Here is a 25373-nt window from a genome sequence, read left to right as displayed (position 1 = left end):
CGTCCTCCCGACCAGCGGCAGGTCATGTCGTTGAACCACGCCGTCGCCTCCGGGCGTCTATGAGCATTTCCTGTACGTTCCGCAGCGGCTGTCCGTCCGCGTCCGTGGCATGCCGCGTCCACTCGCCGTCCGGGCCCAGATGCCAGGAGGCGGTGGAGTCGGACATACCGGTCTCCAGCAGGCGGTTGAGCGACGCCCGGTGGGCGGGGTCGGTGACCCGCACCAGCGCCTCTATCCGGCGGTCCAGATTCCGGTGCATCATGTCGGCGCTGCCGAGCCACACCTCCGGCTCACCGCCGTTCCCGAACGCGAAGACGCGCGAATGCTCCAGAAAGCGCCCCAGGATGGAGCGGACCCGGATGTTCTCCGAGAGTCCCGGCACGCCGGGACGCAGCGCACAGATCCCGCGCACCCAGACGTCGACCGGCACCCCGGCGCGCGCGGCCTGGTAGAGGGCGTCGACCACGGCCTCGTCGACCATCGAGTTGACCTTGATCCGCACCGAGGCGGGGCGGCCCGACCGGTGGTGGGTGATCTCCTTGTTGATACGGGTGATCAGCCCGTCGCGCAGCGACTTGGGGGCGACCAGCAGCCGCCGGTAGGTCTCCCGGCGGGAGTAGCCGCTCAACCGGTTGAACAGGTCGGACAGATCGGCGCCCACCTTGGGGTCGGCGGTGAGCAGCCCCAGGTCCTCGTAGAGCCGCGCCGTCTTGGGGTGGTAGTTGCCGGTGCCGACGTGGGAGTAGCGGCGCAGGGTGTCGCCCTCCTGGCGGACCACCAGCGACGCCTTGCAGTGGGTCTTCAGCCCCACCAGGCCGTAGACCACGTGGCAGCCGGCCTCCTCCAGCTTGCGCGCCCACTTGATGTTGGCCTGCTCGTCGAACCGGGCCTTGATCTCGACCAGCACCAGCACCTGCTTGCCGGACTCGGCGGCGTCGATGAGCGCGTCGACGATCGGCGACTTGCCCGAGGTGCGGTAGAGCGTCTGCTTGATCGCGAGGACGTCCGGGTCGGCCGCGGCCTGCTCCAGGAACGCCTGGACGGAGGTGGAGAAGGAGTCGTACGGGTGGTGCAGCAGAACGTCCCGCTCGCGCAGCGCGGCGAAGATGTCGGGGGCCGACGCGGACTCCACCTCGGCCAGGTCACGATGGGTGCCCGCCACGAACTTGGGGTACTTCAGCTCCAGCCGGTCCAGCGCCGCTATCCCGAAGAGCCCGGTGAGGTCGAGCGGGCCGGGCAGCGGATAGACCTCCGCGTCGGAGATCTTCAGCTCGCGCACCAGCAGGTCCAGGACGTACGGGTCGATGGACTCCTCGACCTCCAGCCGCACCGGGGGCCCGAAGCGGCGCCGCAGCAGCTCCTTCTCCAGGGCCTGGAGCAGGTTCTCCGCGTCGTCCTCCTCGACCTCCAGGTCCTCGTTGCGGGTCACCCGGAACATGTGGTGCGCGAGCACCTCCATCCCCGGGAACAGCTCCTCCAGATGCGCCGCTATCACGTCCTCCAGCGGCACATAGCGCTGCGGCGACGCCTCCAGGAACCGGGAGAGCAGCGGCGGAACCTTCACACGCGCGAAGTGATCATGGCCGCTCACCGGGTTGCGCACCACCACGGCGAGGTTGAGCGAAAGCCCCGAGATGTACGGGAAGGGGTGCGCCGGGTCCACGGCCAGCGGGGTCAGCACCGGGAAGATCTGCTGCCGGAAGAGGGTGAAGAGGCGGGACTGCTCCTTCTCCGTGAGATCCGGCCAGCGGATCAGATGGATGCCCTCCTCGGCCAGCGCGGGGGCGACATCCTGCTGGTAGCAGGCGGCGTGCCGGGCCATGAGCTCACGGGACCGGGTCCAGATCTGCTCCAGCACCTCACGGGGCTGGAGCCCGGAGGCGGAGCGGGTGGCCACGCCGGTGGCGATGCGCCGCTTCAGGCCCGCGACCCGGACCATGAAGAACTCATCGAGGTTGCTGGCGAAGATCGCGAGGAAGTTGGCCCGCTCCAGCAGCGGGGTCGCGGGGTCCTCGGCGAGCTCCAGCACCCGCTCGTTGAACCCCAGCCAGCTGCGCTCACGGTCCAGGAACCGCCCCTGGGGCAGCTCACCGTTCTCCGCGTCCGGACCGGAGCCCTCGTAGATGTCCGGGTCGGCGTCGAGGTCGGGGTCGAGCGACCGCACCGGCGGGACGACAACGGCATGCGGCCGGTGGGCCGCGATCGAACCGACCGAGGGCTGGGGCTGAGGCTGCGGGGGGACCGGTGCCTGACCGCTGGAGTGGCTCATGACCTCATTGTTCCGCGCCGGAGCGGAAGACGGCGTGGCGGACGCGGGTGCGGCTGCGGCACGGAGCCTCCGGTTCGACGAATGCGGCACAGCGGACTGCATTCAGTGATGCTTGCAACCGAGATTGAATCGCCGGTAACGAAGACATGGCGCGTGGGAAATCGGGAACCGACCCACAGGCGACTCGCCCCGCAGGCAACTCGGCCCACATGCGTCTCGCCCGAACCCCGCCTGCGCGGCGGCGGGGGCTCGTCCCCGGGTTCCCGCCCGGCGGCGGGGATCTGGTGGGGGCGTCCGGCCCCCGCGCGAAGCCCGGCCCGGCAGGCGCCCTCCGGCCGCGAAGGTCGCGGCCCGGACCCTACCCCGGCGCCCCCTCCCGCATACCTCCGGGCCCCGGCCAGGGACGTACGGGCCCCCGGAGACGTCCTGCCGCCCGGCCGCGGTGGACGTCTCGCGGCTCCCGCCCGGGTCTGGGCCGGGCCCATCCGCTCCAGGCCGCCCGCGCGGCGGCGGCGCCCGGCCCCGGCTCCCGCCCAGCGGTGGGGGTCTGGTGCGGAGGCGTCCGGCCCCGGCGCGGAGCCCGGCCGGCAGGCTCCCGCCCGGCCGCGGGCTGTCCCGGGGGCGGCGCCCGCCCGGCCGCGGGCCTGTCCCGGGGCCCCGACCGGTGGGATTCCGTCCGGCCGCGGGGTCCGGTCCACCGCACCGCCCGGACCCGGCCCCGGCTCCCGCACGCCAGGGGCCGCAAGCCCCGGGGCCATACGCCGGGGAATCCGCATGGGCGAGGTCCCACGCCCAGGGCCCGGCCGGTCCGTCCGCCCCCTGAGACGTCCGAAAGGCCCCGGAGACGTCCGGCCTCCGGGGCCTTTGGGAACCGTTCCCGGCGGGGCTCAGGTCTCCGTGCGGTACATCAGGTCCGTCTCGTGGGTGACGAAGCCCATCCGTTCGTAGACGGACACGGCCGCGCTGTTGTCCGCGTCCACGTACAGCATCGCGGTCGGCAGCCCCTGCGCGGCCAGGTGGCGCAGGCCGATCGCGGTCAGCGCCCGGCCGAGGCCGCCGCCCTGGGCGTCCGGCCGCACCCCCAGCACATACACCTCGCCCAGACCCTCCTCGCCATGCACCTTGGTCCAGTGGAAGCCGACGATCTCGCCCGCGCGCTCGGCGAGGAAGAAGCCCCGCGGGTCGAACCAGACCTCCCCCATGCGGTCGTCCAGATCACGCTGGGTGAGTGAACCCTGCTCGGGGTGGTGGGCGAAGGCCGCGGCGTTGGCCGCGAGCCAGGCGGCGTCGTCCTCGCCGGGCCGGAAGGTCCGTACGGTGATCCCCTCCGGCAGCGTGGGCTCGTCGATGCCCAGCTCCGCGGGCGGCCCCAGGGGCCGCCGCATCTGACGCAGCTCACGGAACAGGGTCAGCCCCAGCACCTGCGCGAGGTGGCGGGCGGAGGCATGGCCGCCGTGCGCCCACACCCGCAGCCGCTTGCCGGACTCCCTCAGCAGGGTCACCCCCAGCGCCCGGCCGTGCCCCTGGCCACGGTGGGCCGGGTGGACGACCAGTTCGGCGGCCGGGGCCTCCACCGGGTCGGTGTCCTCCAGCTGTGCGTAGCCGACCAGCTCCCCGCTCGGCTCGCGCAGCACCAGATGCCGTACTCCCGGCCGCTGCCCCCGCAATTGCAGCCGGCCCTGCTCGGACACCGCCTGCTGACCGTCGGTGCGCGCGGCTTCCGCGATCAGGCGCAGCACATCCTGGACCACAGCGGGCGTGAGCTCCTCGAGGACCTCGATACGCCGGGCGCCGGCCGTCTCGTTCACCACGTCATTCATGGTGCCGAGCCTACGACTCGGCCGCGCCGCACCGGCGTTCCCCGGCGAGGGACATTTCCCCCCAATGGGCGAACCACCGGGTAGCGGTCTTCGGTACGCAACCAGCTCGTAACCTCATTCCCCTGCCCCGCTACGCGCGTTGACCGTATGCTTCGGCCGACCGACCACCACGGGCACATGCGCACGCATGCCCATCACCACGGGGTCAGACCACCACGGGTAAGAGGGGGAGACATGCCAGCGAGACCTCAACGGCGCGGGGCGGCACGCCGGTTGGCCACGGGGGTCGCGGTCCTCGCGGCCACGGCCGGCGTTCTGTCCGCCGCGAACCCGGCGGGCGCCGACACCACGGCCGCGCCGGGCCACCGGCAGGACCGCACCGTCGATGTACAGCTGCTGTCCTTCAACGATCTGCACGGCAACCTGGAGCCGCCGCAGGGCTCCTCGGGCACCGTGACCGAGACCCAGGCGGACGGAACCACCAAGTCCGTCCCGGCGGGCGGTGTCGAATACCTCGCCACCTCGCTGCGCAAGGCCCGCGCGGGCCATCCGTACTCGGTCACCGCGGCCGGCGGCGACATGATCGGCGCCAGCCCGCTGATGTCCGGTCTCTTCCACGACGAGCCGACCATCGAGGCGCTCAACAAGCTGGATCTGGACGTCACCTCGGTCGGCAACCACGAGTTCGACGAGGGCCGCGCCGAGCTGACGCGGATGCAGAAGGGCGGCTGCCACCCCAAGGACGGCTGCTTCGAGCAGGGCAAGAAGTTCAAGGGCGCCGACTTCCCGTATCTGGCGGCCAACGTCACCGACGAGAAGACCGGCAAGCCGCTGCTGAAGCCCTACACGGTCTGGAAGCACAAGGGCGTGAAGATCGGCTTCATCGGCGTCACCCTGGAGGGCACGCCGGACGTCGTCACCGCCGACGGCGTCAAGGGGCTGAAGTTCCACGACGAGGTCAAGACGGTCAACAAGTACGCCAAGGAGCTGTACCGCAAGGGCGTGAAGTCGATCGTCGCGCTCATCCACGAGGGCGGGATGCCCGCCTCCTCCTCGTACAACGACGACTGCGACAGCCCGGGCGCGGGCGACGGGGTCTCCGGCCCGATCGTCGACATCGCCAAGCACCTGAGCCCGAAGGTCGACGCCCTGGTCACCGGTCACACCCACCAGGCGTACGCATGCACCATCCCGGACCCGTCCGGCACCCCGCGCACCGTGACCTCGGCCGCCTCCTTCGGACGGCTCTACACGGACACTACGCTCACCTACGACCGGCGCACCGGCGACATCGTCCGGACCTCCGTGAAGGGCGCCGACTCGGCCAACCACGTGGTGAACCGTGAGCAGCCCAAGGCCCCGGACATGACCTCGCTGATCGGGCGCTGGAACAAGCTGGCCGCGCCGATCGCGAACAAGCCGGTCGGCTATGTCTCCGCGGAGATCCCCGGACGCGGCTCCACCGCCTACGAGACGCCGCTCGGCGATGTCATCACCGACGGCCAGGTGGAGGCGCTCTCCCCCGCCGACAAGGGCGGTGCGCAGCTCGCGCTGATGAACCCGGGCGGTATCCGCTCCGATCTGGCGTACAAGGCGTCGGGCAGTGAGGGGGACGGTGTGGTCACCTACGGCGAGGCGTTCACCGTGCAGCCCTTCACCAACATGATGAACGTGCTCGACCTGACCGGCGCCCAGCTGATCACCGGACTCCAGCAGCAGGTCAGCGGAGCCAATGCGAACAGCCCGAAGATCCTCCAGGTGTCCAAGGGATTCACCTACACCTTGGATCTCACCAAGTCCGGCAAGGACCGGATCGTCACCGACTCGGTGAAGCTGAACGGTGAGCCGATCGACCCGGCCAAGACCTACCGCGTGGCGATGAACGAGTTCCTCGCGGGCGGCGGCGACGGCTTCCCGGTCTTCAAGGAGGGCAAGAACAAGCTGGTCGGCGCCTCCGACCTGGAGGCGTTCACCTCCTACCTGGGCGCCCACTCCTCGGCGTCCTCCCCGCTGGCCCCGCCGGCCGCGGACCGCATCACCGTCAAGAAGTGACCCCGGCGCGACGGCCCGGCCCCCGGACGGGGGCCGGGCCGTTGTCGTCTTCCCGTTCCCCCGGCTTTCCGTCCGCTCTGCCCGGCGTCGATAGATTCGCGGCATGGAGCAGATGCGCAGGACGCTGCGGTCCGACGACGTCGAGGCGAGGATCCGCGAGGACATCGACGCGGGGACGTACCGGCCGGGCGACCGGCTGCCCGACCCCGAGGAACTCGCCACCGAGCTGCGGAAACTCACCAAGGCGGTCGACTCCGCCTACCGGCGGCTCGTCGAGGAGGGGGTGCTGATGGAGGGGCTGCTCGAACCCGGCTTCTTCGTCGCCGACCCCGCGACCGACCCCACCGTACGCACCCTCCTCCAGGCGGTGCGCGGCCATCAACTCCGGCTGCAGCGGCTGGAACAGCGGCTCGGTGAGCTGACCGAGCGAGTGGTCTCCGTGGAGCGCGGGCTGCGGGCGGTCCGCCGTGAAAGCGGCGGCTACGACCAGCAGTTCTGACCGCGGCCCCACTGCTTGGGCCACCGGCGAAACCCCCGTACAGGCGCACACACCCACTCGCCCATGCCTCCGCCCGCCCTGTGAACCCCCCGCGCCGGACCCCCGCCCCGCCCTACCCTGGAGGCTTCACAACGGCCGACACCGCCACGGGGGGACCGGGGCCCTATGGATCCCGCAGCCAACAGCGTCCGACTCGCGCCGGACGTCGTCGTACCGCTGATCACGCAGCTCTTCGCGGCCGAGGGCCCCGGGGGGCCACCGGCCGACCGTCCGGTGCGGATATCCGCCCTGGTCTCCTTCCAGGGCGACCGCCGGACGCGCACCGAACGCGATCTCACCCGGATCGCCGGCGCGCTGGTCGCCGAGGCGCTCCGGCAAGCCACTCCCGCCCAGGCGCTCCAGGAAGCCGCTCCCGCCGAGGCGCGGAACGGCCGGGACGGCGAGGCGGAGCGGGCGGTCACCGACGCGCTCGCCCGCAGCCTGCACGCGCTCGGCACCGTCGACATGGACGACGTACGGGCGGTGCGGCTCGGGCCCGAGGCGTTCGCCCGGCATCTGGCGGTCGCCGCCCCGGACGCCGACCGCGAACTGCCGCACGCCGCCGCCCGGTTGCACACCGCCATCCTGCACGCGGTGTGCGACCAGATCCTGCGCTTCCTCGTCCGGCGGTCGGCGTTTGTCGCCCGCGGCCTCGCCGAGCGGGCGGCCGCCACGGACGCCGCGTTCGAGGAGGTCTACGCCCGCGGGATCATCGCGGGCCATGACCACCTGACGATCTACGGCATCGACCTGGCCCACTCCCCCGACACCTGGCCGCTGGACGCCGCCTACCTCAGCCTGGAGACCGAGACCGACGCGGGGCCCACCGCCCCCGCGGAGCAGGCGCTCGCCGGACACGACCGGGTGCTGCTGTGGGGGGTGGCGGGGTCGGGCAAGACCACGCTGGTGCAGTGGCTGGCGGTCTCCGTGGCCCGCGGACGGCTGTCCGGCCAGCTGGCCCGGCTGCGCGGCCGGGTGCCGTTCGTGCTGCCGGTGCGCCGGTTCCGGCAGGGCGGCTTTCCGCCGCCCGACCGTTTTCTGTCCGCCGTCCGCCACCCGCAGGCGGACACCCAGCCCGACGGATGGGCCGAGCGGGTGCTGTCCGCGGGCCGGGGGCTGTTGCTGGTGGACGGGATCGACGAGGCGCCCGAGGGCGACCGGGAACAGCTGCGGCAGGCGCTGCGCGAACTTCCCGCGCGCTATCCGGGAAACGTCTGGCTGGTCACCTCCCGCCCGTCCGCCGTCCGCGAGAACTGGCTGGCCGCCGAGCGCTTTGCGGAACTGAAGCTGGCCCCGCTCAGCTCCGAGGGCGTTACCGCTTTCATTCAGCGCTGGCATGCCGCGGCGCGCGAGGACGGCACCGATCTGGACCGGCTGGGCTCGTACGAGGAAACGCTGCTGGACGCCGTGCGGATATCCCGTGAACTGGGGCGGCTGGCCACCAATCCGCTGATGTGCGGACTGATCTGCGCCCTGCACCGGGACCGCCGCGGCTATCTGCCGCGCGGCCGCAAAGCCCTCTATGACGCGGCCCTTTCCATGCTGCTGGAACGCCGGGACCGCGAGCGGGCCATGGTGCCGCCCGATGGAATCGACCTGCCGCAGGAACCGAAGATCCGGCTGCTCCAGAAGCTGGCGCACTGGATGCTGGTCAACGGACGGTCCGAAATGGACCGGGCCGTGGCCCTGGAGACCTTCGCCCAGCACCTTCCCTCCATTCCCCATGCCGCACGGCAGGGCGAGCCGGAGGAGATCTACCGGCATCTGCTCCACCGCACCGGACTATTGCGCGAGCCCACCCCCGGGTCGGTCGATTTTGTGCACCGCACCTTCCAGGACTATCTGAGTGCGAGAGCGGTGGTGGAACGGCACGATTTCGACTTCCTCATCGACCACGCCCACCTGGACGACTGGGAAGAAGTGATCAGAATGTCGGTCGCTCTGGCCCGCCCCGATGAATGCGCTTACCTCCTGGAAGGGCTGCTGGCCGCCCGAAAGGGCACCCGCCCGGTCCATGCCCGCCATCGCAAACTGCTGGCCGCCGCTTGTCTCGAACATGCGACGGAGCTGGACCCCGCGGTGCGTTCCCGAGTGCACCGCTATACCCGGGATCTGGTCCGTCCGACGTCCCTGGAGGCGGCTCGCGCACTGGGCTGGATCGGCCCTATCGCACTGGAAATGCTGCCCGATCCCACCGGGGTATCCGATGAAGAAGCCCATCGTCTGGCCGTCACCGCCACCTCGATAGCCGACGACCGCGCCATCGACTATCTGACCCGGCTGCGGGACCGTACGTCCTGGGCGGTGCGTTCACAGCTCGCGCGGGCCTGGCGGCGCTATGACACCGATCGCTACGCGGACGAAATCATCGCGCATCTCGAGGAAGGCGAACTCGACTTTCCGGTGTCCGACGCGGCCGAGCTCAGCGCGCTGCGCCGGCTCGGCGGCCGCCCCTGCGTCCAGATCGCCGGGGCCTTCACCCCGGAGCAGCTGACCGAGGGCCTGGTCGCCGAGCGGCTGACCGAGCTGTGGCTCTCCTACGACCTGGGGGACGGCCTGGACCTGAGCTGGCTGGCCGCCTTCCCCCGGCTGCACACCCTGCGGCTGAGCCCCCGCAACGCCGGAGTGACCGGGGTGCCCGAGGGCGTCCAGGTCATCGTGACGGGCAGCTGAGGGCGCCCACAGTGCCCGTACGGGCGCTCTCCGGCCGTACGGGCAGGGAAACGGGCGGGGAACGCGCGAAGGGGCCGTGGCGCCGTCCTGGACGGTGCCACGGCCCCTTCGTGGCCCTTGGATCAGAGCCTTGAGGTGCCGGGAGGGCTTACGCCTCCTTGCTCAGGTTCGGGCCTGCACCACCGGTGGCGGACTCGATCGGCGGGGTGTCGGGCAGCGCCGACTTCTCCTCGCCGCGGAAGGTGAACTTCTTCTCCTCACCCTCACCCTCGGTGTCCACGACCACGATGTGACCCGGACGCAGCTCGCCGAAGAGGATCTTCTCCGACAGCACGTCCTCGATCTCGCGCTGGATCGTCCGACGCAGCGGCCGGGCGCCCAGGACCGGGTCGTAGCCCCGCTTGGCCAGCAGCTTCTTGGCGACGCCGCTGAGCTCGATGCCCATGTCGCGGTCCTTGAGCCGCTCGTCCACCTTGGTGATCATGAGGTCGACGATCTGGATGATGTCTTCCTCGGTGAGCTGGTGGAAGACGACGGTGTCATCGACACGGTTCAGGAACTCGGGCCGGAAGTGCTGCTTCAGCTCCTCGTTGACCTTGTTCTTCATCCGCTCGTAGCCGGTCTTCACATCGCCCTGGGCGGCGAAGCCCAGGTTGAAGCCCTTGGAGATGTCCCGGGTGCCGAGGTTGGTGGTCATGATGATCACCGTGTTCTTGAAGTCCACGACCCGGCCCTGGGAGTCGGTCAGCCGACCGTCCTCCAGGATCTGGAGCAGCGAGTTGAAGATGTCCGGGTGGGCCTTCTCGACCTCGTCGAAGAGGACCACGGAGAACGGCTTGCGGCGCACCTTCTCGGTGAGCTGGCCGCCCTCCTCGTAGCCCACATATCCGGGCGGGGAGCCGAAGAGCCGCGAGACGGTGTGCTTCTCGCTGAACTCCGACATGTCGAGCGAGATCATCGCGTCCTCGTCGCCGAAGAGGAACTCGGCGAGGGTCTTGCTGAGCTCGGTCTTACCGACACCGGACGGGCCCGCGAAGATGAAGGAGCCGCCGGGGCGCTTGGGGTCCTTGAGGCCCGCACGCGTACGCCGGATGGCCTGGGAGAGCGCCTTGATGGCGTCCTTCTGGCCGATGACGCGCTTGTGCAGCTCGTCCTCCATGCGCAGCAGCCGGGAGGACTCCTCCTCGGTGAGCTTGAAGACCGGGATGCCGGTGGCCGTGGCCAGGACCTCGGCGATCAGCTCCTCGTCGACCTCGGCGACGACGTCCATGTCGCCGGCCTTCCACTCCTTCTCCCGCTTCGCCTTGGCGGCCAGGAGCTGCTTCTCCTTGTCGCGCAGGCCCGCGGCCATCTCGAAGTCCTGCGAGTCGATCGCGGACTCCTTCTCCCGGCGCACATCGGCGATCTTCTCGTCGAACTCGCGCAGGTCCGGCGGTGCGGTCATCCGGCGGATCCGCATCCGGGAACCGGCCTCGTCGATCAGGTCGATCGCCTTGTCCGGCAGGAAGCGGTCCGAGATGTAGCGGTCGGCCAGAGTGGCGGCGGCGACCAGGGCCGAGTCCGTGATCGAGACGCGGTGGTGCGCCTCGTAGCGGTCGCGCAGGCCCTTGAGGATCTCGATGGTGTGCGGCAGCGACGGCTCGGCGACCTGGATGGGCTGGAAGCGCCGCTCCAGGGCCGCGTCCTTCTCCAGGTACTTGCGGTACTCGTCGAGCGTGGTCGCGCCGATGGTCTGGAGCTCACCGCGGGCCAGCATCGGCTTGAGGATGCTGGCGGCGTCGATCGCGCCCTCGGCGGCACCCGCACCCACCAGGGTGTGGAGCTCGTCGATGAACAGGATGATGTCGCCGCGGGTGCGGATCTCCTTGAGCACCTTCTTCAGGCGCTCCTCGAAGTCACCGCGGTAGCGGGAGCCGGCGACCAGGGCACCCAGGTCGAGGGTGTAGAGGTGCTTGTCCTTGAGGGTCTCGGGCACCTCGCCCTTGACGATGGCCTGGGCCAGGCCCTCGACGACCGCCGTCTTGCCGACGCCGGGCTCGCCGATGAGGACCGGGTTGTTCTTGGTGCGGCGCGAAAGCACCTGCATGACCCGCTCGATCTCCTTCTCGCGCCCGATGACCGGGTCGAGCTTGGATTCGCGGGCGGCCTGGGTGAGGTTGCGGCCGAACTGGTCCAGGACGAGCGAGGTGGAGGGAGTGCCCTCCGCCGGGCCGCCGGCAGTGGCGGCCTCCTTGCCCTGGTAGCCGGAGAGCAGCTGGATGACCTGCTGCCGGACCCGGTTCAGATCGGCGCCCAGCTTCACCAGGACCTGGGCGGCGACGCCCTCGCCCTCGCGGATCAGGCCGAGCAGGATGTGCTCCGTGCCGATGTAGTTGTGGCCGAGCTGAAGGGCCTCGCGGAGCGACAGCTCCAGGACCTTCTTGGCACGGGGAGTGAAGGGGATGTGACCGGACGGGGCCTGCTGGCCCTGGCCGATGATCTCCTCCACCTGCTGGCGGACCGCCTCGAGCGAAATCCCGAGGCTCTCCAGGGCCTTAGCGGCGACACCCTCACCCTCGTGGATCAGGCCCAGGAGGATGTGTTCGGTGCCGATGTAGTTGTGGTTGAGCATCCGGGCTTCTTCCTGAGCCAGGACGACAACCCGCCGCGCGCGGTCGGTGAACCTCTCGAACATCGTTAATCGCTCCTCAGAGCGGTCAGAAAGATCGGGGACGATCCCCTCCCTGTCCTTCCGCATGCTAGTCCCGCAACCCGGGACAGCTCATTCCAACTGCCGACAACCGTCCGGATCACCCCCGCTCGCGCGGGGCGAACAGCCACTGGCTCCTGCCCGAACAGCCGACAACTGCTCCAACCCGATGGTGCGAGACGATGTTCCCGCAGGCCAAGCGTCTACGCCCACCGCCTGTACGCCGATGGCGAACGCCGCTTCCACCCGACACGAGGACCGCCCCTCCCACTAGGGATGTCTTACCCGCAAGGACTCACACTCCATGCCGCGCGGGCTGGTTCCATCCGCTACGGGCGAACAACCTTGCGCCCTTTCACCGCCCCCGCGCCTCCCCGACCACACACACAGCGCATTCGATCACCTACGAGACGTAACCTTCACGGGGGGAGGCAGTTGCTCTGGGCATGATCTCCACCGCCCGGACCCCAGCGGTCCCGTCCGCCGCCCCGGCCACCGCCCGGTCCCGGTGGTACGAGCGCGAGCTGGGGTGGCCGACGACCGGCAGCGATCCCGTCGAACTGCTCACGGGGGTGGCGTTCGACGTGCTGGAGCTGCCGGTCGCGGCCGGTTTCGCCATGCTGCGCCGGGTACCGGGAACCGGTCCGGTCGCAGTGGAGGGCCCCTGGATGCGGCTGCTGGTGGCCGCGGGCGGCGCCGACGAGCTGCCGGGACTGCTCGACTGGCTGGAGTGGGGCGGGGTTCCCCTGGATCTGACCGCGCTCGGCACCGGCGGCCGGATCACCGCTCCGTGCCCCACCTCTTCCTGGCCGCCGCCCGCGGCGCCGGGAGAGTGGCGCCCGCAGGAGGCCGCTGTATGGCTGCGGCCTCCCGAGCCGGGGGGCGAAGTGGAGCCGACCCTGCCGAGGACAGGTTTCGGGGGCGATGGGGGCGCCCCCGATCTCGTGCGGCTCGTGGCCGCGGCGGCTACGGAGTGCCACCGTGCCCGGTTGCTGCGTGCCCGGCCGCTGCCCAGGCAGCGACGAGCCGGGGAAGGGTGACGCGCTCAGGCGTTGGCCTTCTCGTAGGCCTCGCGCACGGTCGCCGGAACGCGGCCGCGGTCGTTGACCTCGTAGCCGTTCTCCTTCGCCCAGGCGCGGATCTTCGCGGTGTCCTGGCTACCGCCGGCTGCCGCACGCGCCTTGCCACGGCCGCCGGAGGTCCGGCCACCGGTGCGACGGCCGCCCTTGGTGTAGGGCTCCAGGGCATCCCGGAGCTTGTCCGCATTGGAGGTGGTGAGGTCGATCTCGTAGCTCTTGCCGTCCAGTGCGAACGTCACGGTCTCGTCCGCCTCGCCGCCGTCGAGATCGTCGACAAGAAGGACCTGAACCTTCTGTGCCATGAGGTTCCTTTCAGGGAAAGCGGGGGGTTCGGGGCGCGGCGTTGGCCGCTGATGTCTCACCCCCCAGGTAATTACACTACGGGGGAATAGCAAACCGCCTTTCCCGAAAAAACACAAACCCCCCGGGAAGGTTCGACTGATCCCACCAGCGGGAAGCCTGTAGGAACCCGATGTTCCGGAGCTATGTGATAGGGGAGCGATTCGGACATAGGGCCCGCGATCACAGTTGCAGAAGCATCCGGCTGTTGCCAAGGGTGTTCGGCTTCACCCGTTCGAGACCCAGGAACTCGGCGACACCCTCGTCATAGGAACGGAGGAGCTCCGTGTAGACATCCCCGTCGACCGGCGTCTCGCCGATCTCCACGAAGCCGTGCTTGGTGAAGAAGTCGACTTCGAAGGTGAGGCAGAAAATGCGCCGCACCCCGAGCCAGCGCGCCGTCTGCAACAGCTTGTCGAGCAGCAAGTGGCCTACACCACTGCCCTGGAGAGCGGGATGCACGGCGAGAGTGCGAACCTCCGCGAGGTCTTCCCACATGACGTGGAGTGCGCCGCAGCCAATGACCTCCGCGTCCTCGTCCCGCTCCGCGACCCAGAACTCCTGGATGTCCTCGTAAAGCGTCACGGTCGCTTTGTCGAGCAGGATGCGATCGCCCACGTAGGAGTCGATGAGGCGGCGCACGGCCCGCACATCGCTGGTCCGGGCTCGGCGGACGGTGACTACTTTTGATAGTGCGGAGGACATGCCCGGACGCTATCGCCCCGTGTCATCGCCCTGACTCACCGGGGCTCTCCCCGTGCTCCCCGAGTTGTGCGACGCGCATGGCATCGCGCAGTGCATCTCGCTGCTCTTCGGACATCATCCCGAAGAACGCGACGAGGGCGGCCGCCGGGTTGTCACTGGCCGACCACGCTTCGTTCATCAGTGCGGCCGAGTAGGCGGCCCGGGTGGAGACGGCCGCATATCGATAGGCACGGCCTTGTACCTCCCTGCGGAGCCAGCCCTTCTGATGGAGGTTGTCCATTACGGTCATGACCGTCGTGTAGGCGATCGAGCGTTCCCGCTGAAGGTCTTCCAGGACTTCCCGCACGGTGACCGGGCGGTTCCACTTCCACACCCGGGTCATGACCGCGTCTTCGAGCTCTCCCAATGGCCGAGGCACACGTGAATAATAGTGGGAGATGTCCTGGATGTCGGGAGATGCGCGCACCAAAAGACGCACGTCCCGGGACGGTGCGCCCTCGGGACGTGCAGGTGAAGCGTGGTGTGCGGCGGTGGACGAAGGTCCGTCAGTGGGCCTTGGGCCCCGCCGCCGGGCGGTCCGCCTCGGCGCGGGCCAGCGCCGCGTCCACCGCGGCGTCCTCCTTGGCCTTGTTGGCGCCGCCCTGGCTCTTCACCATCGTCACGATCAACGCGATGAAGGCCACGGCCATCACCACCGACGGGACCAGCGCGGAGACGTAATCCATGGCTCCCGGCCTCCTTCTGCTCGAGACCCCCAGATTACGCGGGGCACCGCGGCCGCCCGGAGCCGGGGCGGCCACGGCGGGCCTGCGGCGTGTATCACCCGGGGGGCTCCGGCCGCGGTCAGGCCGACCGCACGGCGGACACCGGCCCGTCCTCCGCCCCGGCGGCAAGCCGCGACTCCTCCTCCTCCGGCGGCGGTGAGGGGCGGCGCCGCTTGGGCGGGAAGACCTCCGCGGGCGTCGGCACCGGGCGGCCCGGGCGCGGGGTGCCACGGCCCGGCTCCTCCCGTTCGGGTCGCTCGCGGTCGCCGCGGTCCGGTGCCGCGGGCTTCTTGCGCGGCTCCCGCTTGGGCTCGTCGGCGCTCTCCGCCGCTCCGCCCGGCAGGGCGCGCAGCCTCGCCGCCACGGGGCGGGGGCGGGGCCGCAGCACGGCCACCGAACGCTCCGCGAGGCGGGCGCGCACACCCCGCTCGGCGATCCGCTCGCAGTGGCCCAGAAGCGCCCGCCGCCGCTCGGCCTCACCGCCGCCGGCGGCCGATCCACACAGTGCGCGGAGCGCGGCCAGGTCCTCCGGGAGCGGCTCGTAACCGGCCTCCAGAGCGCCCTGGAGCTGCTCCAGATATCCGGCGGCGGCGCCGGGGAGGGCGGCGCGGTAGCGGGCGAGCTCGTCGAGCAGGAACGCTCGCAGCCGCCCGCCCTCGCGGACCGCTTCGTCCACGGCCTCGGCGAGGCGGAGAAAGTCCTGGATCTCCTCCGCCCGGTCCGGGCCGAGGGGTCCGGGAGAGGGGGTGACGGGATGGGGTTGGAGGGCGATGGCGAGGGCGCGTCGGAGCACACGCAGCTCATCCGCGCTGAACGCCATTCCGCCGCGGGATCCGTATGGCGTGGGCATGGGGCGACTTTAAGTGCTAAGCGGACAAATTTTGCGAAGCGCAGGAAAGTGCGGCGCGTTGCGGATCCGGTCCGTCCTCTGGAGTGGACGCCGCCGCAGGTGGGAGCGGGTGTGGGCACCGGGCGCGGGCCTGGGCCGGGTCCGGCGCGAAACGGCGCGCGGGGCGGGCGACGGGCCCGGGATCCGGCGCCGGAGCGGCCCACGGGACAGGCCGGCGCACACCGCCGACGGGGCCTTCCAGCGGTTCCGCTTGTCAATACGGAATTCGAAGAGTTGTGTTTCCGCCGAGCGCCACTCGGCGGATGGCCGAGAGCCGTCGAAGCCCCGGGGAATTAGCCGGAGGGGTGCCGATCGGGGCCAGAATTCGGAATGGGTCCGAGTTCGCAGGTGGCGACGGTGACGACCTATTCCACGGGCCACCGCTCCCGGACCGGAGCCGGGGAGCGATGCCCGCTTACCGCTCAGCTGCGGGAGATGTTGCGCTCGTAGACCAGCCGGAGCCCGATCAGAGTCAGCCAGGGCTCATGTTCGTCGATCACCGACGATTCACCGAGCACCATGGGGGCCAGCCCGCCGGTGGCGATGACCGTCACCTCCTCCGGGTCCTCCGCCAGCTCCCGCGCCATCCGCCGGACGATCCCGTCGACCTGGCCCGCGAAGCCGTAGAGGATGCCGGACTGCATCGCCTCGACCGTGTTCTTCCCGATCACGCTGCGCGGCCGGGCCAGTTCGATCTTCCGCAGCTGGGCGCCGCGTACGCCCAGCGCCTCGACGGAGATCTCGATACCCGGGGCGATCACCCCGCCCACGTACTCACCCCGTGCGCTGACCGCGTCGAAGGTGGTCGCGGTGCCGAAGTCGACCACCACACAAGGGCCTTCGTACAGCTCGACGGCGGCCAGCGCGTTGATGATCCGGTCGGCGCCGACCTCCTTCGGGTTGTCCATCAGGATCGGCACACCGGTTTTCACCCCCGGCTCGACCAGGACGGACGGCACATCGCCGTAGTAACGGCGGGTGACCTCGCGCAGTTCGTGCAGGACCGAGGGGACGGTGGAGCAGATCGAGATCCCCTCGATGCCGTCGCCCAGTTCCTCGCCGAGCAGCGGATGCATCCCCATCAGCCCCTGGAGCAGCACGGCGAGTTCATCGGCGGTGCGGCGGGCGTCGGTGGAGATCCGCCAATGCTCGACGATCTCGTCACCGTCGAACAGCCCCAGGGTGGTATGCGTATTTCCGACGTCGATGGTCAGCAGCATGGGTCAGTTCACCTCGGCCTCGCGCAGGTCCAGGCCGATGTCGAGGATCGGGGACGAGTGGGTGAGCGCGCCGACCGCCAGATAGTCGATGCCGGTCTCGGCGTACGTACGGGCGTTGGCGAGCGTCAGCCGCCCGGAGGACTCCAGGGCGGCGCGGCCCGCGACCAGCTCGACGGCCTGACGGGTCTGCTCCGGTGTGAAGTTGTCGAGCAGGATCAGATCCGCGCCCGCGTCGAGGACCGGCGGGATCTGGTCGAGGGTGTCGACCTCCACCTCGATCGGCAGCTCCGGGAACTCGGTGCGCACGGCGGTGAACGCCTGCGCCACACCGCCCGCCGCGACCACGTGGTTGTCCTTGACCAGCGCGGCATCCGACAGCGACATCCGGTGGTTGACGCCACCGCCGCAGCGCACCGCGTACTTCTCCAGCGCGCGCAGCCCCGGGGTGGTCTTGCGGGTGTCGCGCACCTTCGCCTTCGTCCCCTCCAGGACGTCCGCCCAGGCGCGGGTCGCGGTCGCGACACCGGACAGCCGGCACAGCAGGTTGAGCGCGCTGCGCTCCCCGGTGAGCAGATCGCGGGTGCGGGTGCGCACGCTCAGCAGCTTCTGCCCGGCCTCGACCCGGTCGCCGTCTTCGACATGCCGCTCGACCTCGAACGCGTCGGTGCAGACGACCGAGAGGATCGCCTCGGCGACCCGCAGCCCGGCGACGGTGCCCGCCTCCCGGGCGGTGAAGTCGCCGGTGGCGACGGCGTCCTCGGGGATGGTCGCCACGGTGGTCACATCCACCCCTTGGTCGAGGTCCTCCTCGATCGCCATATGGGCGATGTCCTCGACCTGGACCGGGTCAAGCCCGGCGGCGGTCAGCAGCGCGGCGAGATCGGGGTCGAGGCCGCACTCCATCGGGTCCAGCCCGTAGGAGCCGTCGCGTTCGGCGGTGGCGCTGTCGCAGCCGCATGCGTCACCGCAGCCGCCGCCCGCCCCCTCGTCGGCAAGGCCGGTCGGGAGCAGCGGGAGGGCCACTGGCAGTCGGCGGTCGTCGGAGGTGCTGCTCACGGATGGGACTCCGTCTCGGTTCGAGGGGTGGGTGGGACGACCGCGGGGCGGACGGGAGTGGGGAACGACGCGGAGTCCGTCGTACGGACGTCGAGGGAGCCGCCGGGCCGCAGGGTGACCAGCAGATGGCGGCGCCAGGCCGCGTCGTCCCGCTCGGGGCGGTCCTCGCGCCAGTGGCAGCCGCGGGTCTCCTCCCGGCGCAGGGCGGCGGCGACGAGCACCCGGGCGACGAGGAGGAGGTTGGTGGCCTCCCAGGTCTCGACGCCGGGCTCGGCCGTCTTGCCGTTGCGCCGCAGCTCGTCCACGGCCTCGTCCCGGACCTGGTCCAGCCGCTCGGCCGCACGGGCCAGACTCTCGGCGGAACGCAGCACCCCCGCGCCGGTGGTCATGATCCGCTGAATCGCGTACCGCGCCTCGGAGGCCAGCAGCGGCGCGGCGGTGTCCGCGGCGGGCCGCGCGGGGGAGTCCGGCCCGGACCCGGCAGGCTCCGGCGGCGCGTCCAGGGCGGCGGTGATGTCCGCCGCGATGCGCTCGGCGAAGACCAGGCCCTCCAGCAGGGAGTTGGAGGCCAGACGGTTCGCGCCGTGGACTCCGGTGCAGGCGACCTCACCGCAGGCGTAGAGGCCCGCGACCGAGGTGCGCCCGTGCAGATCGGTGCGGACGCCGCCGCTCGCGTAGTGGGCGGCGGGGGCGACCGGAATGGGCTCGGTCACCGGGTCGATGCCGTTCGCCCGGCAGTAGGCGAGGATGGTCGGGAAGCGGTGCTCCCACATCTCCGCCCCGAAGTGCCGGGCGTCCAGGTACATATGCTCGGCGCCCTGCTCGAGCATGCGCCGCGTGATGCCCTTGGCCACGATGTCGCGCGGGGCCAGCTCGGCCAACTCGTGCTGACCGCGCATGAAACGCACTCCGTCGGCGTCGACGAGATACGCGCCCTCGCCCCGCACCGCCTCGGAGACCAGCGGCTGCTGGCCCTCGGCCTCCGGGCCGAGCCACAGCACCGTGGGGTGGAACTGCACGAACTCCAGGTCGGAGATCTCCGCCCCGGCGCGCAGCGCCAGCGCGACCCCGTCGCCGGTGGACACCGCGGGGTTGGTGGTCGCGGAGAAGACCTGGCCCATACCGCCGGTGGCGAGGACGACCGCGGGCGCGCGCACCGCGCCCACGCCGTCCCGCTGGCCCTCGCCCATCACATGCAGGGTGACGCCGGAGGCGCGGCCGTACGCGTCCTTCAGCAGATCCAGCACCAAGGCGTTCTCGACGGTGTCGATCCCGGCCGCGCGCACCGCGTCGACCAGGGCCCGGGAGATCTCCGCGCCGGTCGCGTCGCCGCCCGCGTGGGCGATCCGGCGGCGGTGGTGACCGCCCTCGCGGGTCAGCAGGATCTCGCCGGTGGTCTCGTCGGCGTCGAAGCGGGCGCCGGTGGCGATGAGCCGGCGCACCGCGTCGGGGCCCTCGGTGACCAGGGCACGGACCGCCTGCTCGTCGCAGAGCCCGGCGCCCGCGACGAGGGTGTCGTCGAGGTGCTGCTCGGGGGTGTCGCCCTCGCCGAGCGCGGCGGCTATGCCGCCCTGGGCCCAGCGGGTGGAGCCGTCGTCCAGCCGGGCCTTGGTGACCACGGTGACCTTCGCCCCGGCGGCGGCGCAGCGCAGCGCGACGGTCAGCCCCGCGACCCCGGAGCCGACCACCACCACATCGGCCTCGGTGGCCCAGCCGGGGGCGGGGGCGCACAGCGCGCCCACGGACGCGGCGGCGGGGGCGGCGCCGGGGCCGGGGCCACCGGGCTGCCGCGGCTCGTCGTGGCGTATGGCGTCGGCCGTCATCGGGTGCTCCAGGGGGCCGCGAGGGCTCCGCTCGGGCACGCGCCGGGCGTACTCGGGCGCGCTATGGGCGCAGCGGACGTCGGGCACTTCATCAGGCTTGCCTCGCAGGGTCGCTTTCGTACGCATCCCCCGGGCCGCCGTCTCGTCGGGCGGCTCCGAACCACAGGCGGATGTTGTCGATCAGACGGGTGGTGCCGACCTTGGCGGCGACGGCCAGGACCGCCTCGCCGGTGTGGTCGTCGGGGGCCTCGGAGAAGTCCGCCGGGTCGATGAGCCCGACGTAGTCGAGCGCGAGGGGCGGTTCGACGTGGCTCGCCTCGTCGAGCACCGCGCGGGCGGCGGCCCGTACCGCCGCGGGCGAGGCGACCGCTATGAGCCCGTCCGGCACGCCCGTGCACGCGGGGGCACCGGATGGCCGCCCGGCCGCCCAGGGTCCGCGCGGCTGCTGCGGTACGTCCCGCGCCTCCGGACCGTCCGGTGCGCCGGGGGCGGCCGGGGCGTCCGCCGGGGCTTCGGCGTCCGCGCCGCGCCCCACCGCCGACCGGCCCGCGTCCCGCCCGGCGAACAGCGCCCGGGACAGCGCGAGCGCGGTGCGCCGCTCGTCCTCCGAGAGGTAGCGGTTGCGGCTGGAGAGGGCGAGGCCGTCGCCCTCCCGGACGGTCGGCACGCCGACCACCTCGACCGGGAAGTTGAGGTCCTCCACCATCCGCCGGATCAGCGCGAGCTGCTGTGCGTCCTTCTCGCCGAAGAACGCCACATCCGGGCGGGTGAGATGGAGCAGCTTGGCGACGACGGTCAGCATCCCGTCGAAGTGGCCGGGGCGGGACGCGCCTTCGTACCGCTCGCCCAGCGGCCCCGCGGCGAGCCGGATCAGCGGCTCACCGCCCGGATACACCTCGTCCAGGCGCGGGGCGAAGACGATGTCGGCGCCCGCCGCGGCCGCGATCGCCAGATCGGCGTCGAGGGTGCGCGGATAGCGGTCCAGATCCTCGCCCGCGCCGAATTGCAGCGGGTTCACAAAGACGGTGACGGTCACCAGGCCCTTGGCGCCGACCCGGGCGCGGGCGGCACGGATCAGCGAGGCGTGTCCCTCGTGCAGCGCGCCCATGGTCATCACCACCGCGGCCCGCCCGGGCACGGCGAAGTGGGCGACCGCGACGTCGAAGTCGGCCCGGCGGGTGTACAGCTCGACATCCGGCTCACCGGGTCCGGCCTTGGTCCACAGCTTCGGGCTCATGCTCCCGTCCCTCCCCGGCCCGGCCCCGGTGCGTCCGAGACATCCGACAGAACGCCCAGCAGGTCTTCCGCCAGCTCCGGCTTGAGCAGACCGTGGGCGAGCGCGCGGTCCGCCGTCGTACGGGCCATCGCCAGATATCCGGCGACCGCCTGCGGGGCGTGCCGCCGCAGCTCGGCCACATGGGCCGCGACCGTGCCCGCGTCACCGCGTGCGACCGGGCCGGTGAGCGCGGCGTCACCGCTGCGCAGCGCGTTGTCCAGCGCGGCGCCGAGCAGCGGGCCGAGCATCCGGTCCGGGGCGCCGACCCCCGCGCCGCGCAGCAGCTCCATGGCCTGGGCGACCAGTGTGGTGAGGTGGTTGGCGCCGATGGCCAGCGCCGCGTGGTAGAGCGGGCGGGCCTCCTCCTCGATCCACTCGGGCTCGCCGCCCATCTCGATCACCAGCGCCTCGGCCGCCAGCCGCAGCTCCTCGGGGGCGGTGACGCCGAAGGAGCACCCCGCCAGGCGCTGCACGTCGACCGAGGTGCCGGTGAAGGTCATCACGGGGTGCAGCGCGAGCGGCAGCGCACCGGCCCGCAGCGCGGGCTCCAGCACCCCGACGCCGTACCGCCCCGAGGTGTGCACCAGCAGCTGGCCGGGGCGCACCGCGCCGGTCTCGGCCAGCCCGGCGACCAGCTCGGGCAGGGCGTCGTCGGGGACGGTGAGGAGGACCAGCTCGGCCCGCGCCAGCACCTCGGCGGGCGGGACGACGGGAACCCCGGGAAGCAGATCGGCGGCCCGGCGCACGGAGGCGTCGGAGACACCGGAGGCGGCGACGGGGCGGTGCCCGGCCAGGCGCAGCGAGGCGGCAAGGGCCGGGCCGACGCGGCCCGCGCCGACGACCCCTACGGTGAGCCGGGCCGGGCGCTCCTGCGGCTCGGGAAGTGGATGTGCGTTCACGCGACAGCGGCCTTCCGTTCCAGTCCTCAGGGGGTACCGGACGATTCCCCGCCATGCTACGCGAGTGTCCCGGGGCGGCCCGGGCGCATCCCCAGCCCTGTGGAAAACCCTGGTCGGGGGGACTCCGCTTGCGCCATCATCGGCCCATGGCGGACAGCGGCGGCACAGACGACGTGATCAGCGCGGACGAGGAGCAGCAGGCCGCGCGGGAGCGCAGACTCGCGGCCTGGCGCGCCTCCGCGCGGGCCCTCGCACGCGGTGCGGCGGAGCACCGGATCGGTGAGCGGCTGGCCCGGCTGGCGGCCGAGCCGCCCGCCGGTTACGACCTGGACGCCGGGGTGGACCTCTACGGCGACGGCATCGTGGAGGAGCTGGAGCTGCGGGTGGCCGGACTGCTCGGCATGGAGTCCGCGGCGTTCTTCCCCACCGGCACCATGGCCCAGCAGATCGCGCTGCGCTGCTGGGCGGGGCGCACCGGCAGCCCTGTGGTGGCGGTGCATCCGCAGGCGCACGTGGAGGTCCACGAGCGGGACGCCTATCTGACGGTGAGCGGACTGCGCGCGGTGCGTCCGACGACCGAGCCGCGGCTGCCCACCGCCGAGGAGATCCGCGACCTCGACGAGCCCTTCGGCACCCTCGCCCTCGAACTGCCGCTGCGCGACGCGGGCTTCGTGCTGCCCGCATGGGACGAGCTGGTGGCCGTCGTGGCCGCCGCGCGGGAGCGGGACGCGGTGGTCCACTTCGACGGAGCCCGGCTGTGGGAGTCCACCGTCCACTTCGGCCGCACGCTGCCGGAGATCGCGGGCCTGGCGGACACCGTGTACGTGTCGTTCTACAAGTCGCTCGACGGGCTCTCGGGAGCGGCGCTGGCGGGGCCCGAAAGCCTGATCGCGGAGGCGAAGGCCTGGCGGCACCGGTACGGCGGCGCGCTGTTCCAGCAGTGGCCCGCCGTGCTCAGCGCGCTGGCCGGGCTGGACCGCGAACTGCCGAGGCTGCCGTCGTACGTGGCACACGCCCGGGTCGTGGCCGGGGCGCTGCGCGAGGCGTTCGCCGCGGCGGGGGTGGCGTGGTCGCGGATCCACCCCGAGGTGCCGCACACCCACCAGTTCCAGGTGTGGCTGCCGTATCCGGCGCGGACGCTGGACGAGGCGGGGGTGCGGCTGGCGGAGGAGACCGGGACCACGCTGTTCCACCGCTGGCACGAGCCGGGCGCGCCCGGCCTCGCCATGACGGAGGTGACGGTCGCCTCACCCGCACTGGACTGGGCGGCCGACGACGTCACCGCCGCGGCGCACGCCTTCCTCGCCCGGGTCCGGGAGATCGCCGCGGCGGCCGGCTGAACCGCCGCGCCGCAGCATCCCGGCCAGCCGCTCCCGGAAGCCCGGGGACCATGCGGCGGGGCGGGCCGCGCGGTACTCGCGCAGCTCCCGCAGCGTGCGCCAGTCGTTCCGGCCCGGCGCGGGCGGGGCGGGTTCGCCGCGCTGGGCGGCCCGGTACAGATCGAGTGCGTACTGCTGAGTGATGGTCATGACCCGAGATTCCGCCCGGCCGCCGCGCCCGGTCACGTCGATTGACGATCGCCGTCAATCGACGGCCGCGACCGCCCGGAACTCCCGCACCATGGGGCCATGGCCAACGTCATCGACATCACCGGACTGCCGCCCGAGCGCATCGTCTTCAGCCCTTCCCCGCTCGCCGAGCTGGGCGCCGCGCTCCATGTGCTCTCCGAGCCCGGCCATCACCCCGGGCTGCACGGCTGGGCCACCGCCACGGCGTCGGGCCTGAAGCCGGATCTCGCGGACCGGCTGCACGAGGCCGACTTCCTGTGGCGTTCGGCCCGCTGCGACCTGTTGCTCCCGGCCCACCCCGGAGCCACGCTCACCGAGGAGCTGGACGCGCTGGACCGGGTCGACGACGAGACGTATCTGACGGCGGCCTTCGAGATCAGCTGCTCCACCTCGTACACCCGGTGCAGGCCCTCGCCCCTGGTCGATGCGGACGCGCGGGCGCGGGTCCGGGAGATGGCGGCGGCCCGCGGCCCCCGTCAGGCGGCCTTCACCGACCGGATGCTGGACGACCCGGCCGGGCTGCGGGTGTGGCTACGGCGGCTGCTGGAGGACTGCCAGGAGGCGTTCTTCGCCGACACCTGGGAGCGGGTGCGGATCCAACTGGCCGCCGACGCCCGCCACAAGGGCGAGCTGCTCCAGCGCAAGGGGCTCGCGGAGGCGCTGACGGCGGCGTCGGCCGCGCTGTCGCTGTCCGATGACGGCGACCGCATCCTGGTCGACAAGCTGGCCGCCGGGCGGACGACGGCCTCGGGCGACGGGCTCACCCTCATCCCGACCGCCTTCGGCTGGCCGCATCTGCTCGTTGTGCACGCGCCCGGCTGGCGGCCGGTGATCCAGTACCCGATCGCCTCGCCCGAACTTCCCGCGCCCGCGGCCCTGGAGCTCGTCCAGCACCGCCTGGAGGCCCTGTCCCACCCGATGCGGATGCGGCTGTGCCGCATGCTGGCCCGCGGCCCGCACACCACCGGGGAGCTGTCCGAGGCGTACGGCATCACGCCGCCGGAGGTGTCCCGCCACATCGCCGCCCTCAAGAAGGCCGGTCTGCTCACCACCCGCCGCCGCGGCCGCTACGTCCTCCACCAACTGGAACTGACGGCGGTGGCCCGGCTGGGCACGGACTTCGTGGAATCGGTCCTCCGCTGAGGTGAATGCCGGGGAACCTCCGCGTCCCCCGACGGCCCCGCCCGATCCGGCCTGCGCCGACGGTGGCGCCCCCGAGGCGGCAGACCCGCCCCATGGACGGGCTGCCCCCGCTTCCCGGGCCCGCCACCCCGACGCGGGACCCGGCGGGCAGCCGGTGACGTGGCGGCGGAGTACGTGCGCGCCCCAGGCCGCCACCGGCACGGCACAACCGGCCCCCGCCACCCGCGGGGGCCGGAGCCCCGCGTCCCCCGACGGACCCGTAGTCCGGCCCGATGCCAGACAGATCCCGGCCCCCTCTCTCGGGCGCACCCCCGCGACCGCACCGGCGCGGCCCGCCCGCCACCGCGCGGAGCCCCGCGACGTGCCCGGCCCACCGGCCGCGCAGGGCGCACCGGCACCGGGGCCCGCCCATGCCCACCCGGGTCCACGCACACCGCCGTACGCCCAGATGCGGCCCCCGCATGGCACACCCTCGCCGTACGGGAATTCAGCGGAGCGTGGCCCGGCGTACGGGCCGCGCGCGGACGTTGTTCGGGGTGGAGGCCCGACGGCGTCCGTACGCGCGCACGGC

General features: G+C 72.1%; 20 protein-coding genes. 6 read left to right on the top strand and 14 right to left on the bottom strand.

Features of this window, described 5'->3' with window-relative positions; genetic code table 11:
* Positions 1-22: 22 nt before the first annotated feature.
* Together JK363_RS00970 and mshD are read right to left on the bottom strand one after the other, a co-directional pair.
* Entirely contained in the window at positions 23-2269 is a 2247-nt protein-coding gene (locus tag JK363_RS00970; protein ID WP_201870558.1) for an RNA degradosome polyphosphate kinase, read from the bottom strand.
* Between the two features lie 887 nt (positions 2270-3156).
* Entirely contained in the window at positions 3157-4089 is a 933-nt protein-coding gene (gene mshD, locus JK363_RS00965) for a mycothiol synthase (protein ID WP_201870557.1), read from the bottom strand.
* Positions 4090-4323: 234 nt separating this feature from the next.
* Here mshD and JK363_RS00960 point away from each other — a divergent pair, with 234 nt between their 5' ends.
* From JK363_RS00960 to JK363_RS00950, 3 genes are all read left to right on the top strand, one after another.
* Positions 4324-6141, top strand: coding sequence for a bifunctional metallophosphatase/5'-nucleotidase (locus tag JK363_RS00960; RefSeq protein WP_201870556.1), 1818 nt, complete (start codon positions 4324-4326; stop codon positions 6139-6141).
* 103 nt (positions 6142-6244) lie between these two features.
* Entirely contained in the window at positions 6245-6640 is a 396-nt protein-coding gene (locus JK363_RS00955) for a GntR family transcriptional regulator (protein WP_201870555.1), read from the top strand.
* A 165-nt stretch (positions 6641-6805) separates the two neighbouring features.
* The gene (locus tag JK363_RS00950) at positions 6806-9352 is read left to right on the top strand and encodes an NACHT domain-containing protein (RefSeq protein ID WP_201870554.1); all 2547 of its coding nucleotides are present in this window, start codon (positions 6806-6808) and stop codon (positions 9350-9352) included.
* A gap of 148 nt (positions 9353-9500) precedes the next feature.
* On the opposite strand, the gene JK363_RS00945 is transcribed toward JK363_RS00950, so the two are convergent.
* Positions 9501-12026, bottom strand: coding sequence for an ATP-dependent Clp protease ATP-binding subunit (locus JK363_RS00945; RefSeq protein WP_201870553.1), 2526 nt, complete (start codon positions 12024-12026; stop codon positions 9501-9503).
* 461 nt (positions 12027-12487) lie between these two features.
* Between JK363_RS00945 and JK363_RS00940 the strand changes: the two genes are divergently transcribed.
* Positions 12488-13081: an SCO3374 family protein gene (locus JK363_RS00940; RefSeq protein ID WP_201870552.1), complete on the top strand. Its 594-nt coding sequence runs from the start codon at positions 12488-12490 to the stop codon at positions 13079-13081.
* Positions 13082-13086: 5 nt separating this feature from the next.
* On the opposite strand, the gene JK363_RS00935 is transcribed toward JK363_RS00940, so the two are convergent.
* From JK363_RS00935 to JK363_RS00890, 10 genes are all read right to left on the bottom strand, one after another.
* Entirely contained in the window at positions 13087-13422 is a 336-nt protein-coding gene (locus JK363_RS00935; protein WP_201870551.1) for a histone-like nucleoid-structuring protein Lsr2, read from the bottom strand.
* Positions 13423-13642: 220 nt separating this feature from the next.
* Positions 13643-14164, bottom strand: coding sequence for an amino-acid N-acetyltransferase (locus tag JK363_RS00930; RefSeq protein ID WP_201870550.1), 522 nt, complete (start codon positions 14162-14164; stop codon positions 13643-13645).
* A gap of 22 nt (positions 14165-14186) precedes the next feature.
* On the bottom strand, positions 14187-14582 hold the full coding sequence (locus JK363_RS00925) for a BlaI/MecI/CopY family transcriptional regulator (RefSeq protein ID WP_201870875.1): 396 nt from the start codon (positions 14580-14582) through the stop codon (positions 14187-14189).
* 127 nt (positions 14583-14709) lie between these two features.
* Positions 14710-14889, bottom strand: a complete 180-nt coding sequence (locus JK363_RS00920) for a hypothetical protein (protein ID WP_201870549.1) — start codon at positions 14887-14889, stop codon at positions 14710-14712.
* A 118-nt stretch (positions 14890-15007) separates the two neighbouring features.
* A complete protein-coding gene (locus tag JK363_RS00915; protein ID WP_201870548.1) occupies positions 15008-15778 on the bottom strand; it encodes a hypothetical protein in 771 nt (256 codons plus the stop codon).
* A 461-nt stretch (positions 15779-16239) separates the two neighbouring features.
* Complete coding sequence (locus JK363_RS00910) at positions 16240-17037, bottom strand: type III pantothenate kinase (RefSeq protein ID WP_201870547.1); 798 nt, start codon at positions 17035-17037, stop codon at positions 16240-16242.
* A 3-nt stretch (positions 17038-17040) separates the two neighbouring features.
* On the bottom strand, positions 17041-18093 hold the full coding sequence (nadC, locus tag JK363_RS00905; protein ID WP_372444687.1) for a carboxylating nicotinate-nucleotide diphosphorylase: 1053 nt from the start codon (positions 18091-18093) through the stop codon (positions 17041-17043).
* Positions 18090-19916, bottom strand: a complete 1827-nt coding sequence (locus tag JK363_RS00900; protein WP_201870546.1) for an L-aspartate oxidase — start codon at positions 19914-19916, stop codon at positions 18090-18092. Before JK363_RS00900 ends, nadC begins: the two co-directional genes overlap by 4 nt.
* A gap of 91 nt (positions 19917-20007) precedes the next feature.
* Positions 20008-21153 (bottom strand): pantoate--beta-alanine ligase, encoded by a 1146-nt coding sequence (gene panC, locus JK363_RS00895; RefSeq protein WP_201870545.1) that lies wholly within the window; start codon positions 21151-21153, stop codon positions 20008-20010.
* Complete coding sequence (locus tag JK363_RS00890; RefSeq protein ID WP_201870544.1) at positions 21150-22091, bottom strand: Rossmann-like and DUF2520 domain-containing protein; 942 nt, start codon at positions 22089-22091, stop codon at positions 21150-21152. The genes panC and JK363_RS00890 overlap by 4 nt, the downstream gene beginning before the upstream one ends.
* 146 nt (positions 22092-22237) lie before the next feature.
* On the opposite strand from JK363_RS00890, the gene JK363_RS00885 reads away from it, so the two are divergent.
* The gene (locus tag JK363_RS00885; protein ID WP_201870543.1) at positions 22238-23431 is read left to right on the top strand and encodes a threonine aldolase family protein; all 1194 of its coding nucleotides are present in this window, start codon (positions 22238-22240) and stop codon (positions 23429-23431) included.
* Here JK363_RS00885 and JK363_RS00880 read toward each other — a convergent pair.
* Positions 23339-23620, bottom strand: a complete 282-nt coding sequence (locus JK363_RS00880; RefSeq protein WP_201870953.1) for a hypothetical protein — start codon at positions 23618-23620, stop codon at positions 23339-23341. The two genes, JK363_RS00885 and JK363_RS00880, sit on opposite strands and share 93 nt — an antisense overlap.
* A 99-nt stretch (positions 23621-23719) precedes the next feature.
* Between JK363_RS00880 and JK363_RS00875 the strand changes: the two genes are divergently transcribed.
* On the top strand, positions 23720-24802 hold the full coding sequence (locus tag JK363_RS00875; protein WP_201870542.1) for a DUF5937 family protein: 1083 nt from the start codon (positions 23720-23722) through the stop codon (positions 24800-24802).
* Positions 24803-25373 lie beyond the last annotated feature (571 nt).

The organism is Streptomyces coffeae, assembly GCF_016741875.1.
Classification (GTDB): domain Bacteria; phylum Actinomycetota; class Actinomycetes; order Streptomycetales; family Streptomycetaceae; genus Streptomyces; species Streptomyces coffeae.
The sequence above is the reverse complement of the archived record's forward strand: the minus strand, read 5'-3'. Positions and strand labels throughout refer to the sequence as shown.

Bases quoted from the DNA above. Each gene is read 5' to 3' on its own strand.
- JK363_RS00970 (WP_201870558.1), bottom strand. From the start codon at position 2,269: ATGAGCCACTCCAGCGGTCAGGCACCGGTCCCCCCGCAGCCTCAGCCC.
- mshD (WP_201870557.1), bottom strand. From the start codon at position 4,089: ATGAATGACGTGGTGAACGAGACGGCCGGCGCCCGGCGTATCGAGGTC.
- JK363_RS00960 (WP_201870556.1), top strand. From the start codon at position 4,324: ATGCCAGCGAGACCTCAACGGCGCGGGGCGGCACGCCGGTTGGCCACG.
- JK363_RS00955 (WP_201870555.1), top strand. From the start codon at position 6,245: ATGGAGCAGATGCGCAGGACGCTGCGGTCCGACGACGTCGAGGCGAGG.
- JK363_RS00950 (WP_201870554.1), top strand. From the start codon at position 6,806: ATGGATCCCGCAGCCAACAGCGTCCGACTCGCGCCGGACGTCGTCGTA.
- JK363_RS00945 (WP_201870553.1), bottom strand. From the start codon at position 12,026: ATGTTCGAGAGGTTCACCGACCGCGCGCGGCGGGTTGTCGTCCTGGCT.
- JK363_RS00940 (WP_201870552.1), top strand. From the start codon at position 12,488: ATGATCTCCACCGCCCGGACCCCAGCGGTCCCGTCCGCCGCCCCGGCC.
- JK363_RS00935 (WP_201870551.1), bottom strand. From the start codon at position 13,422: ATGGCACAGAAGGTTCAGGTCCTTCTTGTCGACGATCTCGACGGCGGC.
- JK363_RS00930 (WP_201870550.1), bottom strand. From the start codon at position 14,164: ATGTCCTCCGCACTATCAAAAGTAGTCACCGTCCGCCGAGCCCGGACC.
- JK363_RS00920 (WP_201870549.1), bottom strand. From the start codon at position 14,889: ATGGATTACGTCTCCGCGCTGGTCCCGTCGGTGGTGATGGCCGTGGCC.
- JK363_RS00915 (WP_201870548.1), bottom strand. From the start codon at position 15,778: ATGCCCACGCCATACGGATCCCGCGGCGGAATGGCGTTCAGCGCGGAT.
- JK363_RS00910 (WP_201870547.1), bottom strand. From the start codon at position 17,037: ATGCTGCTGACCATCGACGTCGGAAATACGCATACCACCCTGGGGCTG.
- JK363_RS00900 (WP_201870546.1), bottom strand. From the start codon at position 19,916: ATGACGGCCGACGCCATACGCCACGACGAGCCGCGGCAGCCCGGTGGC.
- panC (WP_201870545.1), bottom strand. From the start codon at position 21,153: ATGAGCCCGAAGCTGTGGACCAAGGCCGGACCCGGTGAGCCGGATGTC.
- JK363_RS00885 (WP_201870543.1), top strand. From the start codon at position 22,238: ATGGCGGACAGCGGCGGCACAGACGACGTGATCAGCGCGGACGAGGAG.
- JK363_RS00880 (WP_201870953.1), bottom strand. From the start codon at position 23,620: ATGACCATCACTCAGCAGTACGCACTCGATCTGTACCGGGCCGCCCAG.
- JK363_RS00875 (WP_201870542.1), top strand. From the start codon at position 23,720: ATGGCCAACGTCATCGACATCACCGGACTGCCGCCCGAGCGCATCGTC.